Consider the following 16988-nt stretch of genomic DNA (forward strand, 5'->3'; position numbering starts at 1 on the left):
CGATCCGGTATTCCGGGGTGTAAGAGCGACGCTGTCGCTTCTGATCTGACATATTGAACATCCTTCCAGCAGGACTGCGAATCCCGCTAACTTGGGTGTCCACTATTCGAGGGTAGCCTCAGCGGTCGATCGCGGTGAGGTCGAAATCATCGCACCTGCAGGGTTCCTCTCGCACGCAGTCAGCGAGAATCTGTATGCGGGAGTGGCCATGGCGCGCCGTGCGGCGTATATGTACGGAGCTGAGCTCGAGCGGGGCCCTGAGGGAAGTGTCGGTGCCGGGCTCGGGCACACAACATCGACCGGGGAGGTCGGTGTCATACCACCGACAAGGGAAGTCACCCAGACCGGAGAGACAATCGTCGTCGATGGCGTGGAGATCGAGTTCCAACTTGCTCCAGATTCTGAAGCACCTGCAGAGTTTCACTTCTATTACCCTCAGTATCGGGCTTTGTGCATCGCTGAGAACGCGACACATACGCTGCACAATGTACTGACTCTGCGCGGTGCACTGGTTCGAGACTCGAGGTCGTGGGCGGGATACTTGACGGAGGCGGTCGATCGTTATGGTGAACGATCCGACGTGGTCTTTGCCTCACATCATTGGCCCACATGGGGTGCTGCCCGTGTGTGCCAGTTCCTGGAACGCCAACGTGACATCTACGCATATCTGCACGATGAAACCCTGTGTCAAGCCCCGGGTTTCGTAGAGGCTCATTTTCTTGGTTTCCTAAGCAGCCGCGGACTCTGTCGCGGACTGGTTGATCCATTCAGAATGAACCTCGAACGGCGGGCGGTAGCCAATCGCTGAATGCAGCCTGGACTGGTTGTACCAAGCCACCCACTTCGACGTCTCCGACATCACCTCAATCAATCCCGACCATGTCTTCCGGTCGATGAGCTCGGCCTTGTACACCGAGTTCAGGGCCTCGGCCATCGCGTTGTCGTACGAGTCCCCACGCGACCCCACAGACGCAACTACCTCGGATTCCGCCAGGGTCTCGCCATAGCGAATCGACCGGAATTGCACCCCGCGATCGCTGTGGTGGACAAGCCCGGAGACGTCTTCGCCAGCCCTGTACTTCGCAGCGAGAGCCATCGTCAGAGCGTCCCTGGCCAGAGACTCCCGCATATGGTTCGTCACCTGCCACCCGACGACCTCCCGATGGAAGACATCGAGGATGAACGTCGTGTATACCCACCCAGCAGACGTCGGCACATAGGAGGGGGCACCTCCCGCTTGCGGGGGAATGTCCGCGACCCACAAACAGTTCGGGGCCGGTGCTGCGAACTCGCGTTCGACGAGATCATCCGGGCACTCCTCAGCCCTGGCTGAAGCCGTCTTCGGACGCTTCCGCTTCCGCCGGATTCCGTCGATGCCTAACTGGCGCATCAACCGCTCCACCGTACAGCGGGCCACCGGCCCGAACTCATCGGCGTGCTCGCGGTTGATCGCCTTCCACATCAACCGCTGCCCGTAACAGGAATAGTTCGCCTCATAGAGGCCCCGGATCACCACCATCAGTGCCTGATCCCGACGGGCCCGGGCTGATGGTTGACGCTTCTTGTAGGCGTAATACGAGCTCACAGCAATCCGTGCAGCAGTCCCGGACAGGGCGCGCACGATTGGCTCGACTCCGAACTCGTGACGATTGTCGTCGATGAAGGCGACAATCACTTCGATGGGCGGTCGAGCTCCGCCGCGAAGAAAGCCGAGGCCCTCTTCAGAATTTCGTTGGCTCGTTTCGCTTCAGCCAGCTCAGCCCGTAGCCGACGGTTCTCCGCTTCCAAATCGACCGACTCGGCCGGAGTGGCTTTGCCGGAATCCTTGTGTTTACGTACCCAGACTCGCAGGGTCTCTTTGCTTAAGCCGAGCTCGTTCGCAACACGAGTGATTGCCCCGTTCGCGGTGTCGGGATCGGCCTGGGCATGGATGACGAGCTCGACGGCACGAGCCTTGAGTTCGTCGGTGTATTTCACTGGCAAGAGAGAATCTCCTTCTTCCAATCTCCCTGCCTCTATTATCCCCGGGGCGATTCACCTGCGTTACATCAACCTCGGCTATCAGGGGGCAGAGATCGCCGAGTTCATTGAACTGCCGCCTGCTCTCGACAAGGAGTGGAGCACACGCGGCTACTACGGCTCAGTGAGTCACAATGTCAAAGCGATCTACCAGCGGTACATGGGGTGGTTCGATGGCAACCCGGTCAATCTGTGGCCGCACCCGCCTCAAGCATTGGCAGTCCGATACGTCGACGCGCTCGGGGGCATCGAGCGAGTGCAGCAACTGGCCGCCGCGGCTGTCAGCGAAGGAAACCTGCGCTGGGCTGCCACTCTGCTGGGCCATGCAGTTTTCGCCGACGACACCCAGACACTCGTCAAGAGTCAGTTGGCAGATGTGCTCGAGAAGCTTGGTTTCGGCAGCGAGAATGCGATCTGGCGCAACTTCTATCTGGGTGGTGCTCTCGAATTGCGGCAGGGGCAGTTCGGCACGCCGACTCAAGCGGGCACCAAGTCGCTGGCACAGCACGTCGAAGTGTCCCAGCTCCTTGACTCGCTGGCGATTGCCATTGAGGCTCCGAAAGCCTGGACGCTCGACCTGGAACTTGACTTCGTGTTCGAAGATGTTGGGCAGAGGCACCGTGTGACACTGCGCAATGGAGTGCTCATCCATCGTCATCTCAACGAATCAGCCGAGGCGGCCTCAGTGACTGTGACCGTGAGTCGGCTCGGGCTCATGCGATTGCTGGCCGGAGGGCTCTCGATTTCGGACCTCGAGCTGGTAGGCGACGCCGGCGTGCTGAGAAGTCTGCTGAGCGTCGTCTCTGGTGGAGACCCGAATTTCGCCATCGTCACCCCGTAGCCGGAGTCGCATCAAGTTTGAAGTGGCGGCCCACGAGCGGCTGCCAGTTCTGCGGGTGACGTTGAAAACGAGACACGCCTGCAGGGTCTGACGACCTTGCGGCTGTGCTGTCAACGGAACTTGCAGCACCATGCACTCGGATCTGACTGCAGGCCCTAATCTTCTTGATGCGCGGCGATCGTGGTCAGCCATTCGACGAGGAGCTGCGTCTGGGTTCTGCCGAGGATCTCGGGTCGGGCTGCGGCGATCTCCACCGCGGTGGTCAGCGGCGCGGCCGGCCGCTCCGCGGTGCCGGTGATGGCCGCAATCGTCCCTTCGCGCACAGCTGCGGACAGCGCAGGATCCGGTCGGGCGAGGACGATCTGGCGCAAGGTGACTCCGATGTTGGTGACGAGCACATGCGCTGCCGCCTGCTCCGGCGGCACTACGAGTCTGCCCTGATCGGCCGCCCGGTCAGCGAGACCGCGGAGGATCTCACTCGGTCGTGACTGAGCGGCAGGGGAGTAGCCGGGCCGAACCTTTCCGTACATCAGGGTATAGAAGCCGGGATTGGCCAGGCCGAAGGCCACATGGGCGTCCCAACCGGCCCGAATGTCTTGAATCGGATCTCCGGATGACTCCATTGCCGATTTCTCGCCCAGGTAGAGATCGAAGCCATGAGCGACGACCGCATCGATGAGTCCCTGCTTCGAGCCGAAGAAGTGATACAGCGTCGGCATCTTCACCCCGGCGGCATCGCAGACGGCGCGCAGCGAGAAGTCCTCGCCGGGAGAGGCTGCGATGAGATCGGCGGCCGACGAGATCAGCCGTTCCCGTGTATCGCTTGTCGATGATTCTGGCATAGTGCTATATTAGCGCATGTATCGAAGAGATACAGAGCTATAGCATTGATATGAACGGAGCGGAACATGGAGCACACACTCTCAGGCAAGAACGTCCTCATCGTCGGCGGTGCGAAGAACCTCGGCGGACTGATCGCCCGGCAGTCAGCGGCCGCCGGGGCCAACGTCGCGATCCACTACAACTCCGATTCCAGTCGCAGCGATGCCGAGGACACACTCGCGGCAGTCGAAGCGGCAGGAGCCAAGGGGGCGGTGTTCAAAGGCGACCTGACGGTGCCGGCCAACGTGTCCCAGCTGTTCACCGACGCCGAGGCCGCACTCGGCACTATCGACATCGCCGTGAACACGGCAGGCAAGGTGCTGCGCAAGCCGATCGTCGAGACGACCGAGGCCGAGTACGATTCGATGTTCGACATCAACGCGAAGGCGGCCTACTTCTTCATTCAGGAGGCCGGAAAGCGCCTCGCAGACGGCGGCAAGATCATCACGATCGTCACCGCACTGCTCGCCGCGTTCACCGACGGATACTCCACCTATGCCGGAGGCAAATCGCCCGTCGAGCACTTCACCCGTGCTGCGGCGAAGGAATTCGCCGACCGCGGCATCTCTGTCACGGCGGTCGCTCCGGGCCCGATGGACACACCGTTCTTCTATGGCCAGGAGACGCCCGAGCGCGTCGAGTTCCACAAGTCCCAGGCCATGGGCAACCAGCTCACGAAGATCGAGGACATCGCTCCGATCGTCGAGTTCCTTGCGACAGGCGGTTGGTGGATCACCGGTCAGACCATCTTCGCCAATGGCGGCTACACTACTCGCTGAAGGGAGCACAGAGATGACCGACCACCAGATTCCCGAACCGGTAGCCACGCTGCTCGAACGCATCAACGCCCACGACGAGCAGTCATTCCTCGACGCCTTCACCGACGACGGGGTCGTCGACGATTGGGGTCGCACCTTCACTGGACGTGAACAGATCAAAGCGTGGAGCGATGAGGAATTCATCGGCTCCCGCGGCACGCTCGCCGTCGCAGAGGTCGAAGCCGCCGGCAGCACCGTGACTGTCGTCGGCGACTGGCGTTCCAACCACGCCAACGGCCGCTCGAAGTTCGTCTTCGAGGTCGCAGACGGCCGACTTGCTCAGATGACCATTCGCGAAGGCTGACCGATGGCCCCCGCCCGAGCCGCCTCCGGTGAGCCGGAGGCGGCTCGGCACGCTCGTCACCATCCGTTCATCCATCCCTGCACGAGGTTCACCACATGACGACAGCCCCCTTGGCTCGGACGGGCCACCGCCGCTCCGAGGTCGGACCGGTCGAGCTCTTCTTCGACCTGGTCTACGTCTTCGCCATCATCCAGATCTCCCACCTGCTCATCGAGCACCTCTCGTGGACCGGCGCGGCACAGACGGTGATCGTCTTCGCCGCCGTGTGGTGGGGCTGGAACTACACCGCCTGGGCGATGAACTGGCTCGATCCGACCCGGACGCCTGTCCAGCTCCTCTCCGGAGTGCTCATGCTCTCCGCGCTCGGTACGGCCATCGCCATTCCGACCGCATTCGCGGACGGGGCCTGGCTGTTCGTCGGCTGCTACCTGTTCATGGGAATCCTGCGGCCGGTGTTCATGATGATCGCCTACCGCGGCCAGCAGCTGGCCGCGAACTACCGCATGTTGCTTCTGTGGACGCTCATGGCCGGCGTGCTCTGGGCGGCCGGGGCCGCGTTCGACGACGAGTGGCGACTCCTGCTCTGGCTCATCGCATTGGTCGTCGACTACGCGGCGCCCCTGGCCCACTACCGGATCCCCGGCATCGGGGCCGCGCCGATGCACACCTGGGACACCGACGCCGAACACCTGGCCGAGCGCAATCGCCTCGTGTTCATCATCGCTCTGGGCGAGTCGGTGCTGCTGATGGGCGGATCGATCGTCGAGCACGGTCACCTCACCGGGTCTCTCGCCCTCAGCGCCCTGGTCGGCTTCGCCTCGCTCTTCGTCCTGTGGTGGAACTACTTCGCCCTCGCCGGGCCCGAGACCTCCGGTGGGGATGCCTCCACCGGTGCGCTGCGTTCGGCATATGCGTATGCGCACGCGTTCATGGTCCTCGGCGCGATCCTCGTCGCAGTCTCCATCGAACTCCGGCTGACCCACGATCATCTCACGCCGGCGAGCATTCTGGTGACAACGGCAGGTCCGCTGGTCTACCTGATCGGCAACGTGCTCTTCCTGAAATCCCGCTTCGGCAGTTTGGCGCGCTCGCGCTTCATCGCCATGGGAGTCCTCGGCCTGATCACCGTGGGCGCCCTGCTCTCTGCCCACCACCTGCCGGTGATGGTGCTCAGCCTCTGCGTCCTCGCGGTCACCGCGACCTTGGCCGTGCTCACCGCACGACGTCAGTAGCTGGTGCTGCGTCCCGAATCAACGGCGGGATATGTCCGCACAGTGAAGACCGCTGAGCTGCCGGCCCCAGGGAGCCCTGAGACTCGGATTGCCTGAAGTGCCCGACGCGACTGCAGCGATCTTGCTCTCACCGTCGTTCACGGCATTGTCACATTGGCCGGAACCATCTCATTCTTGCTGCCGTCACGCAGAAGAGCTCATTCACTGTGCAGCGATCGCCGCGACTGCCGCGACTACCGAGCGTCGGTGTCGAGCGATCCGCTCAGGGGACGAGGGGTCGGAGCCGTCGGCGCGGAGTAGACCGACGGGTGTCAGCGTCCACGCTTGAGCAATCGCGTAGATGATGACGAGAAGGTCGACCGCGGACACCGCACCGTCGTGCCCCTCAGCCACTGCGACTGTCTTCGCCAGGTAGGTCTCCATCGGCTCACCCGCCAGCTCGGGCCGCTCCAACTGCGCCCATAGACTCACCCGAAGCGCGGTCGGATCTGCCTGATGATGATCGAATAAGCGTCCCGCCCATTGTGAAAGCGCCTCAGGCTCGGGGGGCACCTCGGCGGCCATGCGCTCGACCGCGGATCGCACGGTCGCATCGAACAGACCGGCTTTGTTGCCGAAGTACGCATAGATCATCCGCACATTCGTGCCTGCGCCTCTGGCAATACGTTCGACACGCCCGCCCGCATGTCCGACTGCAGCGAACTCGGTCAGCGCTGCATCCAAGATCCGCGCTCGCGTCGCATCGGGGTCCCGTGTTGACGTCAAGATCCATCCCCTTCTTCCGACCAGTTGTTCTTCCGACCAGTTGACGTGTTCCCGTCAACTGATCTAGATTACAAGTAAATAAACACTTACTAGTGACGCCCGGCATGAGGGCGGAGGTACTCCAAGCGCATCTCCGCTCGTGCAGCAGACAGCCGATGGTCCGCTCTTGCAAGTCACACCGTTGGAAGGAATGCCAGTATGATCCACTTACCCACCGCTCTCGTCACCGGAGCCAACCGCGGCCTCGGACAGAGCATCGCCGTCTCCCTCGCCCGGAACGGACACCGAGTCGTCGCCGCCCATCGCCCCGGAAGCGACATATCGGAGACATTGACCCTCATCGCAGAAGCCGGTGCTGATTCGCTGCCGATCGCGCTCGACCTTACTGATGTTCCAGCCCTGCAGAGTGCCGCCGCCTCGGTCGATGACATGCTCGCGCAGAAGTGGGGCCTCTCTCACCTCGACGTGCTCATCAACAACGCGGGCATCGGCGTGTTCGGCAACTTCGAGGCCGTCACGCCTGAGGACTTCGACGCCCAGCTCGGCACCAATCTTCGCGGCACCTTCTTCCTCATACAGGCGCTGCTGCCCCTCCTCGACGGAGGTGGTCACGTTGTCAACATCTCCACCTCGCTCACCCGGCACGTCTCTCCAGCAACAGGCCTCTATGCTGCTTCCAAGGCCGCAGTCGAGACCTTGTCACGCAGCCTGGCAGGAGAGCTCGGGCCGCGAGGAATCCGCGTCAACAGCATTGCCCCCGGCCCTGCGGCAACAGACTTCAACGGCGGTGCGATGCGCGACAACGCCGACATGAGGTCCGAGATAGCCTCGCATACTGCACTCGGGCGCGTCGCCGACCCTGCCGAGATCGGCAATGCCGTGTCCACTCTGGTATCCCCGGAGATGGGTTGGGTCACCGGCGAACGAATCGAGGTATCCGGCGGCGCATTCCTCTGACGCGCTCTATCTGTGCATTCGGATGGCATCGTCGCCCAGAACGGACAAGCACCCTGGCCACCCTGATCGGCACTGCCGTCCTACTGCAGTCCCGGTGCGGCTGTCCTGTTCGCGCGTCGAATCATCGGCGGGATATGTCCGCGGTGACGACGCCGACGAGCGTCAGAGCCATGGCGATGGCCAGAGCGACCGCCGAGGCGATGAAGGCTGCGGAGATGGTATGACTCAGGGCCGCGGCGATGATCAGGACGGCGGGGGAGGAGCCGAAGACGGCGAGCAGGGCGCCGAAGACCTGGAGGCAATAACAGAGAGTCAAAGCCGTCACCGTGCCGATGCGGGAGATGACTGCTGACCATGACAGGGGAGAGGCCGCCGTGGCGATCCCGGCGATGAGCCACGTCGAAGCGGCCGCCGTGGTGCCGAAGACGGGGCCGGCGAGCACGACGAGATAGGTGCCGATGATGATGTAGCCGCCGCCTTGGAAGAAGTAGCCGATGGAGAGCACGGCCATGGCTCGTCGGCGGTTGGTCTCGAACGCGGTGACCGCCTCGGCGGGGGGGTCGGCCTCGGTCGGGCCATCGGATCGGATGGGGTCGGCCGCCTCGGTGGCGGTGTGCACAGGGATCCGCACGGGCATCGGCCAGGTCCAGGCGATGACGGTGAAGACCGCGGATACGGCCGCGCAGATGAGCCACAGGCCCCGCCAATCGACGACGCTTCCGGCGATGAGCACGATGGTCCCGGAGACGAGGATGCCGAAGCCGACTCCGCCGTAGGAGAGGCCGCCATCGCGCGGACGGCGGGAGTTGTCGGGGATGTGCTGGGTCACGCACACGAAGATCAGCCCCGAGGCGATACCGGCGATCGTGCGGATACTGCCCTGCCAGATGAGGTTCGGAGTCAGGGCGACCGCGGCCAGACCCACTGTGGAGACGATGAGGCTGAGGCGGTAGACGAACCGGTTGGGTTCGACCCAGCCTTGGGCGATGACGAGGGTGCCGATGAAGTAGCCGACATAGTTCAGGGTCGCGACCCACGCCCCGGGTGCCGAGCCCCAATGGAGGGCCGCGACCATGAGGGGCAGCGCCGGGGTGTAGAAGAACCGGCCCATGCCCATCGCCACCGCCAGACCCGGAGCTCCCCGGACGGGAGCGAGCGAGGAACTGACGAAACGCTGAGGCACGGTGATTCCTCTCCTCTGACGGCGGTGTCTCCATCTCTACGATGAACGCGGTCCGGCCGCCTCGGCGGGAGGGGATGCGGACAGGTTCCTGCCTCGATGAGACTCGATCCGACCTCGGCGCACCGGTGGACCCCTTCGTGTCGTCGGTGCCGCGCAGACGATCGAGCGGAACGCGCGCCGAATGTGATACGACGGATGTACTGCTGTGCACGGGTGCCGAAGTCCTTTCCGGCCGATCGCAAAGGGAACGATGTCATGAACGGTGCGGAAAGCCTCCTCGAGACGCTCACGGGCAACGGGATCGAAGTCTGCTTCGCAAATCCAGGAACGTCGGAAATGCATTTTGTCGCTGCGCTCGACCGACAACCGGGAATCCGTGGAGTGCTCGGACTCTTCGAAGGAGTCGTCACCGGTGCCGCCGACGGGTATTCGCGGATGCTTGACTCACCCGCAGCGACCCTCCTGCATCTGGGCCCAGGGGCGGCCAACGGGCTGTCCAACCTCCACAACGCCCTGCGCGCGAGATCCTCGATCGTCAACATCATCGGCGACCACGCGGGCTACCACCGAGGGCTTGATGCTCCCCTGACCTCGGATATCGAAGGCGCGCTGCGCCCCTTCAGCGATTGGGTCCGAACGTCTCCCTCGGCGAACACGATCGCCTCCGATGCCGCCGACGCGATCGGCTTCAGCCTGCCGGGCAGAATCAGCTCGCTCATCCTCCCCGCCGACACCGCCTGGAACACTGCCGATGCCTACACCGGACCGGTGCCGGCACAGCCGCCGACGGCGCTGACGATCGACGAGAACGTCGTCGACGCCGCTGCCGACCGTCTGCGAACGCAGGGACGCAGAACCGCGATCCTGTTGGGCGGTCGTGCCCTGCGCACCGAGCAGCTCGACGTCGCCGCCCGCATCGCGGCGGCAACAGGGGCAAGCCTGCTGGCGGAGACCTTCGCGCCGCGCACCGAACGCGGGGCCGGCCGGGTTGCGCTCACGAAGATCCCCTATCCTGTCGAACCCTCTGTCGAAGTGCTCCGGCACTTCGACTCGATCATCCTCATCGATTCGAAGCCTCCCGTGGCCTTCTTCGCCTACCCCGACAAACCCAGCGTCCTCACCCGACCGGGGACCGCCTTCTACCCGCTCAGCCCCATCGGCGCGGACTCCGCGACGGCCCTCGAAGCGCTGGCCGACAGCCTCGGGGCAGGCCCGGACGCGGCTGCGGCATCCGAGGCCGTCTACCCGAGCGAGCGAGCCGAGTTCGCCCCGGCCACCGTGCCCAGCGGCACGATCACGGTGTCGAATCTCGCCGCATGGCTGTCCGGGGCGATTCCGGAGGACTCCATCGTCGTCGACGAATCGATCACCACGGGTCGGGACTTCTACCCGCGGACCGCGTCCTCCCACCGGCACGACTACCTCGGCGGGACCGGCGGGTCGATCGGCTGGGCCCTTCCCGTCGGTGCCGGTGCGGCGATTGCGAGCCCGGATCGCAAGGTCATCGTCCTCGAATCCGACGGCTCCGGAATGTACATGCCGCAAGCGCTGTGGACCTACGCCCGGGAACAGCTCGACATCGTCGTCCTCATCTTCTCCAACCGGAAGTACCAGATCCTGCGCAACGAGATGGCCAATGTCGGCGTGCCCGACTTCGGCCCGAAGGCACAGTCCCTTCTCGATCTCGACAACCCGAATATCGACTGGGTGTCGTTGTCCCAGGGTATGGGAGTACCGGCGGTGCGGGTTGAAACGGTTGAGAAGCTGCACCATTCGTTTCTCTCAGCGCTGGCCGAGCCAGGTCCTCGACTCATCGAAGTGCTGCTGTGACGTGACCCCCTGAACCGACGAAGATCGGCTCTTGACCCTGGCCCGCCTGGGGCTGCCGGTCAGCGCGCGCCGGGCTGCAGTACCGCATCATATCCGCTGGAATAGGTCGGATAGTCCAACGACCCGAGGAAACGCTTCAGCTTGGTGCCATCGAGGTGCCGACCGCTGGCGGCGTCGCTGTGGGTTCCCGGGGGAGATCCGACCCCGAGTCGAGCAGCGATGTGGTCGACAACGTCCCCCTGTCGGACACAATGACCATCGACCGCGTGAAGCAGGCTCGGCGGATCCGCGGACAGCAGCAGCTTCTCGATGGTGCGAACGAGATCGACCTCATGGATGCGGTTCGTCAGACGCAAGCGATCGACTGCTCGGCCGTTTCTGACTGCGGCGATCAGACGTCCGCGTCCGGGCCCATAGATTCCAGCAGGGCGCAGAGTAATGGCATCGAAGAGCTCGCGTGCGCGATCTTCCCCGTCAAGGAGCATCCTGGCTCTGTCCGACAATGGATACGGTTCAGTGTCCTCCGTCACGATGCGGCCCGGGCCCCACCCTTCGAAGACGCGAGTCGATGACACGAACACCGCTCTCTCGGGTGCGACCGACATGACCGCCGCGAGGTTGCGCAGGAGAACACCGTAGCCCCCGTCGGTCACCGGCGGCGGAAGGGTGATGACGAGCCGGTCGACCGGAGGCATCTCACGCATCGGCGGCTGTGCCAGATCGGCTGCGATACGCGTGAAGGTAGGAGGAAGAGATGCGGGGTCTCTGCGGACGGCGACAACAGCTTCTCCACGCGCGATCAGGCTCCGGCCCAGCCGGATGCCGACCTTCCCGCATCCGACCAGCAATGTCGTTGTATTCATCGGTGGCTTTCGAAATCTGTGGATTTCTCACGAGGATAACAGCCCTTGTTGGGACCTCCGGGGTTGAGGGGAAGTGACCAGGGCATTGCGCAGAGTCTCTGATGCGGGTATGTGGGAATCGTGAGGTGAACCGCTGAGCTGCCGCGGCGTCTAGAATCAAAGATGGCGCTGTGGACAGATCGCTCGCGCCGGTGGTAGCCCAGGTTGGAGGTGCGGAGTGTCGGAAATCGCGAAGTCGGCGGTCTACGATGTCGACTCGAGCGATCCCGAGCAGCACCTCGTCGACCGCTCCGAGCTGTCCCCCGAAGCGATCGCCCAGATCGGGGAGCTGATGGCAGCATTCGGCGAGCTGCGCGAAGCCGAGCGGGCCATGTCGGAGGAGTCGCAGAAGTACATGCAGCTCAACGCCACCGACATGCGGGCGATCCACTATCTCATCATCTGCCGAAATCAGCAGCGAGTGGGGACGCCTGGAGGCATCGCCGAACACCTGGGCATCTCCGCTTCGGCGACGACGAAGCTGCTCGATCGGCTCGAGCGCGGTGAGCACATCGTGCGTGAACCTCACCCCAACGATCGTCGGGCACAGGCGATCAGCATCACTACGGACACCTACACCACGGCGATCGAAACGGTGGGGCGGGCCCAGTCCAGGCGTTTTCATGCTGCCGCCCGACTGACTTCCAGTGAGCGCGAGGTCGTCATCCGCTTCCTCCGAGAGACGAAACGCGATCTCACGGACCCGGACTTCTCCCAGGGCGACGGCAGCGAACAGGAGGTCGCCGAGGACCCACGGACCTGAGCCATCGAGCAATGGCCGCTGAAGTCTCTCCTTGGAACTTCAGTGCTTGGCGGGGTTCGCCAGGCGCGATGGCCACCAGATCCTGTCTCCGATCCACAGCGTGAGTGCCGGGACGAGAAGGGTCCTCACGATCAGCGCGTCGAGGAGGACACCGATCGCGACGATGATCGCGAGCTGAAGCAGGAACTGGATCGGGATGACGATGAGAGCGGCAAAGGTAGCCGCAAGAACTATTCCTGCACTCGTGATCACGCCACCGGTGACCGAGAGCCCTCGCAGTGCTCCTTCCCAGGTCCCGTGGGTGAGCGTCTCCTCGCGAACGCGGGTCATCAGGAAGATGTTGTAATCGATTCCCAATGCGACGAGGAAGACGAAAGCGTACAGCGGCACCGACGGATCGGACTGCGGCTGCCCGATTAGGCGGAAAACGAGTGCGCTGATCCCCAGCGCTGTGCCGAAGCTCAGGACCGTGGTCGCGAGGAGCAGCAGGGGTGCCAGCAGCGATCTCAGGAGGAAGGCGAGCATGACGGTGATGACTGCCAGGACGATAGGAATGATCACTGCCCGGTCTTTCGATGACGTGGTGTTCGTATCGAGATCAACAGCCGTGCTGCCTCCCACCAGCGCCTGAGTCGATGTGAGATTCTCGCGCAGCTCTTCGACCATGCCTTCGGCTTCGAGCGAGTCGGCGGGAGCGGAAAGAGTCAGGGAGAACATGATCTGTCCGTCGATCTCGGTCGGTTCGGCCGGCGGCGGGCCTGCTGATCCATCCGTGGCGACAGCGCCGTCGTCGTCGACCGGGGTTGTTCCCGAGAGGGCATCCTGAGCGACGAGGCTGAGACTGTCGATTCCAGGTGTCGACGAGATCGCCTCGGCGACCTCTCGTCGTTCGTCACTGGGCGCGAGCACGTACGCGGGGTTGCCCGATCCGGCCGCGAAGTGCCGGTCGATGGCCTGTTGCCCGTCTCGAGCCTGACTCTGTCCTAGGACGAAGTCGCTCTGCGGCACACCGTCGGAGTCGAGGAGCACGAGGCCTGCACAGCCGGCGACGAGGACGACGGCGACGCCCGCGACGATCCGTCGTGGGGCCGCGGAGACAAAGCGTCCCACCTGTGGCCATAGCCCGGTGGCATTCGGCCCGGTCAGCTCCGGATGGGCGCTGCCGTACCGGGGGCTGCGCGGCCAGAATGCCGCGCGTCCGAAGACGGCGAGCATGGCAGGGAGGAAGGTGAGCGTGGCGAGCATTGCGCAGGCGATGCCGATGGCCGCGACCGGACCGAGCGCAGAGTTCGAGCCGAGATCGGACAGTAGCAGGCACAGGAGGCCGGCGATGACTGTCCCGCCAGAGGCAAGAATGGGTTCGACGACCCCGCGGATCGCCGTCCACGCCGCGGTGGAGGCGGAGCGGCTGTCTCTCAGCGATTCACGGTATCGAGCGATGTAGAGCAGCGAGTAATCCGTGGCGGCGCCGATGACGAGGATGAAGAGGATGCCCTGGACCTGACCATTGAGGGTCACGATGCCTTCGCGGGCCAGGGCGACGTTGATGAGCACCGCCGCGCAGAGTGCCGTCATCGAGCTGAGGAGAACGAGGATCGGCAGAAGTGGTGAGCGGTAGACGACGACAAGGATGACGAAGACGACGGCCAGTGCGACGACGAGAAGGATTCCATCGATCCCGCCGAAGGCCTCCTGCAGGTCGGCTGTGAATCCTGCGGGGCCGCTCACCCACACGTTCATGTCCGTCAACGTCTGGTCGGCATCACTCTCGAGCTGCTCAACCACGTCTCCGATCTCGGCGTCGGACGGGATTGAGACGACGAGTTCGGCCGCCTCATCGTCCTCCGATGGGATTACGGGAGAGGCCTCAGCGCCGGGAACGATGTCGCCGGCCTGGTCGGCGAACGTCTCAAGCTGTTCTCGGTCGGCGTCGGTGAGTCCGCCTCCGTGTTCGGCAATCACGATCGCAGGGATCGCATCCGAACCCGTGAACCTCGCAATCTCGTTCTGCACCTTCGTCGACTCTGCACTCGAAGGGAGGAATGACGCTCTCTCATCCGTGGCGACCTCGCTGATCGACCCGAAGCTCATTCCGCCGAACCCGAAGACGACGAACCAGACGACGATGAGTGCGGCGGGAACGATGATGCGGGCGATCCAGCGGACGCGCGCCGGCGATTCAAGAATTTCATTCACCTAGCTAGTATTTCACTAGGTGAAGTATAAATCCAACCACTGCTGCGGCAGTACGATAGTCGAGTCTTGGGGTATCACTTGGAAGACGGTGAGCGCGGTCTTACTCCGGTTGAGTCAGAGACCACTGGTTGCAACCAGAGCTCTCTGACTCAAAGTGTGCAGCTTCTTGGTCTGCGGCAGTGTGGCCATTCTGCGCGGTACGGCGGTATGGTCTAGAGGCCAATAGCGATGATCGGGTCCGTGGTCGGCTGCTCGGAACCGCCCTCGGGTTCGACGGTGATGCCGAAGACGCTGCCGGTGGCGAACTCATGGTCAGTGATCGTCACCGGCTGATCGGTCATCAGTCCCGCACTTTCAGGTCCATCGATCCCGATGACCCACATCTGCATTGACTTCCCGGCAGGAGCCTGCCCGACATCATGGGGGCTGAAGCGGATGAGCTGCTCGGACTCCGAGGACAGCACCGTGACCGTTCCGCCCTCGGGCAGGTCTTTCGTGCGCGTTTGCAGGTCGTCGGCTTCTATCAACCGTGCAGACTCGTCGAGCTGCTGCTGGGTAGCCGTGAGGTCCTCTTCGAGCTGGTTCTGTTCCTGGGTCTGCTGCCAGATCGTCACCCCGGAACCGGTGATGACGATGAGGGCTGCCGCCGCGGCCGCATAGGGAAGCCACGAACTGCGACGCCCAGCATTGGTTCGGCGGTTCGGACCGCGGCCACCGCCCCATTCGCGGCCAGTGCTGTGGCTGCCGTCGACGCGTTCGTGTGACTCGCTGCTGTCCTGAGACTCGCTGCGCTCACGGGATTCGCGGTGGTCAGCCAGGGAGGCTGGGGGTGCGGGTTCAACCGGGTCCACTGCCGTTGAATTCTCCTGCGCATGGGTTGCGGGGATGGAGAGGATCGCCGCGCGGGTCTCGGCGCTGATCTCGACGGGTTCATCGGATTCGGCGACCAGAGACATCGTGTCGTCATAAGCGGCGACCTCGGCGCGGAAATCGGCATCGGAGTCGGCGAGGGCCTGTGCCTCGGCGAGTTCGGCATCGCTGAGTCCCCCGAGCGCCAGGCCGGCGGCCAGATAGTCACGATCGGTGCTCATCGACTCGCCTCCAATTCCTTTCGCAGCTTCTTCATTCCGTCTCTGATCCGTGACTTGATGGTGCCCAGCGGCACCTTGAGGTTCTCCGAGATCTGAGCGTGGGTCAGACCCTGATAGAACGCCATGACGATCGGTCTGCTCTGATCCTCCGGCAGTCCCTTCAGCGCCGAGACTGTCCGGTCCGATTCCGCCCGGTCGATCACGGTCTGCTCGACCTCATCACCCGCCTCGGCGGTGGACCGCAGTCCATCGGCGAGGTCCCGGTCCTGCTGGGACTGGACGCTGCGCACGCAGTCGATGGCCCGTCTGCGACACAGGGTGATCAACCATGCCCGGCCCGTTCCCTTCGCGGGATTGAAGGCCGAGCACCGAGTCCACACCTCGGTGAAGCATTCCTGCAGGACCTCCTCGGCCAGTGACTGGCTCTTGACGATCCGGACGATCACGGCCATGAGGATCCTGGACTGGTTCGTGAAGAGTTCCTCGAACGCCGCCGCGTCACCCTCGCTGATCCTCAGCAACAGCTGACCGCTGGGATCGGCCGAACCGTAGACTCCAGACGTGGTGTCCGTCGAGGTGGGGGCCGGTTGCCGGGGTTGTGGCGCAGACCCCGGTGGACTGTGTCGAAACGTCGTCGGATCGTCTGAACTCATGCACCAATCTTCTCATCCCCCGAACAGTGCCTGGCACGTTCTCCGGTGGTGAGGAGAGGAAAGAGGGGCGGCCAGGGGCCGATCGCGATATGTCTGATCGATCCCTGGCCGGTGCTGCGAGGAGTATGGGATGTCAGTCCTTGGGCATCATCACGGCGTCGACCATGTAGACCGTGGCGTTGGCGGTCTTGACTCCGCCGCAGACCAGTCCGGCATCGTCGAACTTCATGTCCTCGCCCTCGCCGGAGATCTTGACCTTCGAGCCCTCGACGGTCTCATGTTCGCCGGCGATCTCATCGGGGGAGAGCTGACCGGGGATGACGTGGTAGGTCAGGACCTTCGTCAGCATGTCCGAGTCCTTGGCCAGCGCGTCGAGGTCATCCTTCGGTACATCGGCGAAGGCGTCGTCGACCGGGGCGATGACGGTGAATTCGTCGCCGTTGAGGGTGTCGACGAGGTCGACATCGGGGTTGAGCTTGCCCGAGACAGCCTTGGTCAGGGTCGTGAGCATCGGGTTGTTCGAGGCGGCAGTGGCCACCGGGTCCTGGCCCA

The 16988-nt window shown here is 63.7% G+C and carries 17 protein-coding genes and 1 other annotated feature; of the genes, 7 read left to right on the forward strand and 10 right to left on the reverse strand.

The window, feature by feature from the left end:
• Positions 1–727 precede the first annotated feature (727 nt).
• Positions 728–1675 (reverse strand): IS3 family transposase, encoded by a 948-nt coding sequence (locus HK401_RS20260; RefSeq protein WP_181276489.1) that lies wholly within the window; start codon positions 1673–1675, stop codon positions 728–730.
• Positions 1583–1711: a sequence feature (AL1L pseudoknot), on the reverse strand. It overlaps the preceding gene by 93 nt.
• Complete coding sequence (locus HK401_RS20265; protein WP_164742795.1) at positions 1672–1977, reverse strand: transposase; 306 nt, start codon at positions 1975–1977, stop codon at positions 1672–1674. (Overlaps the previous feature by 40 nt.) The genes HK401_RS20260 and HK401_RS20265 overlap by 4 nt, the downstream gene beginning before the upstream one ends.
• On the opposite strand from HK401_RS20265, the gene HK401_RS20270 reads away from it, so the two are divergent.
• Positions 1967–2860 carry an alkyl sulfatase dimerization domain-containing protein gene (locus tag HK401_RS20270; protein ID WP_181276490.1) on the forward strand — a complete coding sequence of 298 codons (894 nt, stop codon included), beginning with the start codon at positions 1967–1969 and terminating at the stop codon, positions 2858–2860. The genes HK401_RS20265 and HK401_RS20270 overlap by 11 nt on opposite strands.
• 155 nt (positions 2861–3015) lie before the next feature.
• On the opposite strand, the gene HK401_RS20275 is transcribed toward HK401_RS20270, so the two are convergent.
• Positions 3016–3702 (reverse strand): TetR/AcrR family transcriptional regulator, encoded by a 687-nt coding sequence (locus tag HK401_RS20275; protein ID WP_181276491.1) that lies wholly within the window; start codon positions 3700–3702, stop codon positions 3016–3018.
• 66 nt (positions 3703–3768) lie between these two features.
• Between HK401_RS20275 and HK401_RS20280 the strand changes: the two genes are divergently transcribed.
• The 3 genes from HK401_RS20280 (at position 3769) to HK401_RS20290 (ending at position 6096) form a co-directional block, all read left to right on the forward strand.
• Positions 3769–4521 (forward strand): SDR family oxidoreductase, encoded by a 753-nt coding sequence (locus tag HK401_RS20280; RefSeq protein WP_181276492.1) that lies wholly within the window; start codon positions 3769–3771, stop codon positions 4519–4521.
• A gap of 13 nt (positions 4522–4534) precedes the next feature.
• Positions 4535–4864 carry a nuclear transport factor 2 family protein gene (locus HK401_RS20285; RefSeq protein ID WP_181276493.1) on the forward strand — a complete coding sequence of 110 codons (330 nt, stop codon included), beginning with the start codon at positions 4535–4537 and terminating at the stop codon, positions 4862–4864.
• 95 nt (positions 4865–4959) lie between these two features.
• Positions 4960–6096, forward strand: coding sequence for a low temperature requirement protein A (locus tag HK401_RS20290; protein WP_181276494.1), 1137 nt, complete (start codon positions 4960–4962; stop codon positions 6094–6096).
• A gap of 201 nt (positions 6097–6297) precedes the next feature.
• On the opposite strand, the gene HK401_RS20295 is transcribed toward HK401_RS20290, so the two are convergent.
• Complete coding sequence (locus HK401_RS20295; protein ID WP_219922110.1) at positions 6298–6819, reverse strand: TetR/AcrR family transcriptional regulator; 522 nt, start codon at positions 6817–6819, stop codon at positions 6298–6300.
• Between the two features lie 240 nt (positions 6820–7059).
• Between HK401_RS20295 and HK401_RS20300 the strand changes: the two genes are divergently transcribed.
• Entirely contained in the window at positions 7060–7818 is a 759-nt protein-coding gene (locus HK401_RS20300) for an SDR family NAD(P)-dependent oxidoreductase (RefSeq protein WP_181276496.1), read from the forward strand.
• Positions 7819–7939: 121 nt separating this feature from the next.
• On the opposite strand, the gene HK401_RS20305 is transcribed toward HK401_RS20300, so the two are convergent.
• Positions 7940–9001 (reverse strand): YbfB/YjiJ family MFS transporter, encoded by a 1062-nt coding sequence (locus HK401_RS20305; protein ID WP_309136062.1) that lies wholly within the window; start codon positions 8999–9001, stop codon positions 7940–7942.
• Between the two features lie 255 nt (positions 9002–9256).
• Here HK401_RS20305 and HK401_RS20310 point away from each other — a divergent pair, with 255 nt between their 5' ends.
• A complete protein-coding gene (locus HK401_RS20310; RefSeq protein ID WP_181276497.1) occupies positions 9257–10831 on the forward strand; it encodes an acetolactate synthase large subunit in 1575 nt (524 codons plus the stop codon).
• Positions 10832–10890: 59 nt separating this feature from the next.
• Here the strand turns inward: HK401_RS20310 and HK401_RS20315 are convergent, their stop codons facing one another.
• Positions 10891–11535 (reverse strand): Rossmann-fold NAD(P)-binding domain-containing protein, encoded by a 645-nt coding sequence (locus HK401_RS20315; RefSeq protein WP_258234379.1) that lies wholly within the window; start codon positions 11533–11535, stop codon positions 10891–10893.
• 376 nt (positions 11536–11911) lie between these two features.
• On the opposite strand from HK401_RS20315, the gene HK401_RS20320 reads away from it, so the two are divergent.
• Positions 11912–12496 carry a MarR family winged helix-turn-helix transcriptional regulator gene (locus tag HK401_RS20320; protein WP_181276499.1) on the forward strand — a complete coding sequence of 195 codons (585 nt, stop codon included), beginning with the start codon at positions 11912–11914 and terminating at the stop codon, positions 12494–12496.
• Between the two features lie 39 nt (positions 12497–12535).
• On the opposite strand, the gene HK401_RS20325 is transcribed toward HK401_RS20320, so the two are convergent.
• The 4 genes from HK401_RS20325 to HK401_RS20340 all read right to left on the reverse strand — a co-directional run.
• Positions 12536–14692 (reverse strand): MMPL family transporter, encoded by a 2157-nt coding sequence (locus tag HK401_RS20325; protein WP_309136063.1) that lies wholly within the window; start codon positions 14690–14692, stop codon positions 12536–12538.
• A gap of 212 nt (positions 14693–14904) precedes the next feature.
• Complete coding sequence (locus HK401_RS20330) at positions 14905–15783, reverse strand: anti-sigma factor (protein WP_181276500.1); 879 nt, start codon at positions 15781–15783, stop codon at positions 14905–14907.
• Entirely contained in the window at positions 15780–16436 is a 657-nt protein-coding gene (locus HK401_RS20335) for a sigma-70 family RNA polymerase sigma factor (RefSeq protein WP_181276501.1), read from the reverse strand. Before HK401_RS20335 ends, HK401_RS20330 begins: the two co-directional genes overlap by 4 nt.
• 133 nt (positions 16437–16569) lie before the next feature.
• Positions 16570–16988, reverse strand: a 419-nt coding sequence (locus HK401_RS20340) for a fasciclin domain-containing protein (RefSeq protein WP_181276502.1), incomplete at its 5' end; no start/stop codon positions are given.

Source organism: Brevibacterium oceani, assembly GCF_013623835.1.
Taxonomy (GTDB): Bacteria; Actinomycetota; Actinomycetes; order Actinomycetales; family Brevibacteriaceae; genus Brevibacterium; species Brevibacterium oceani.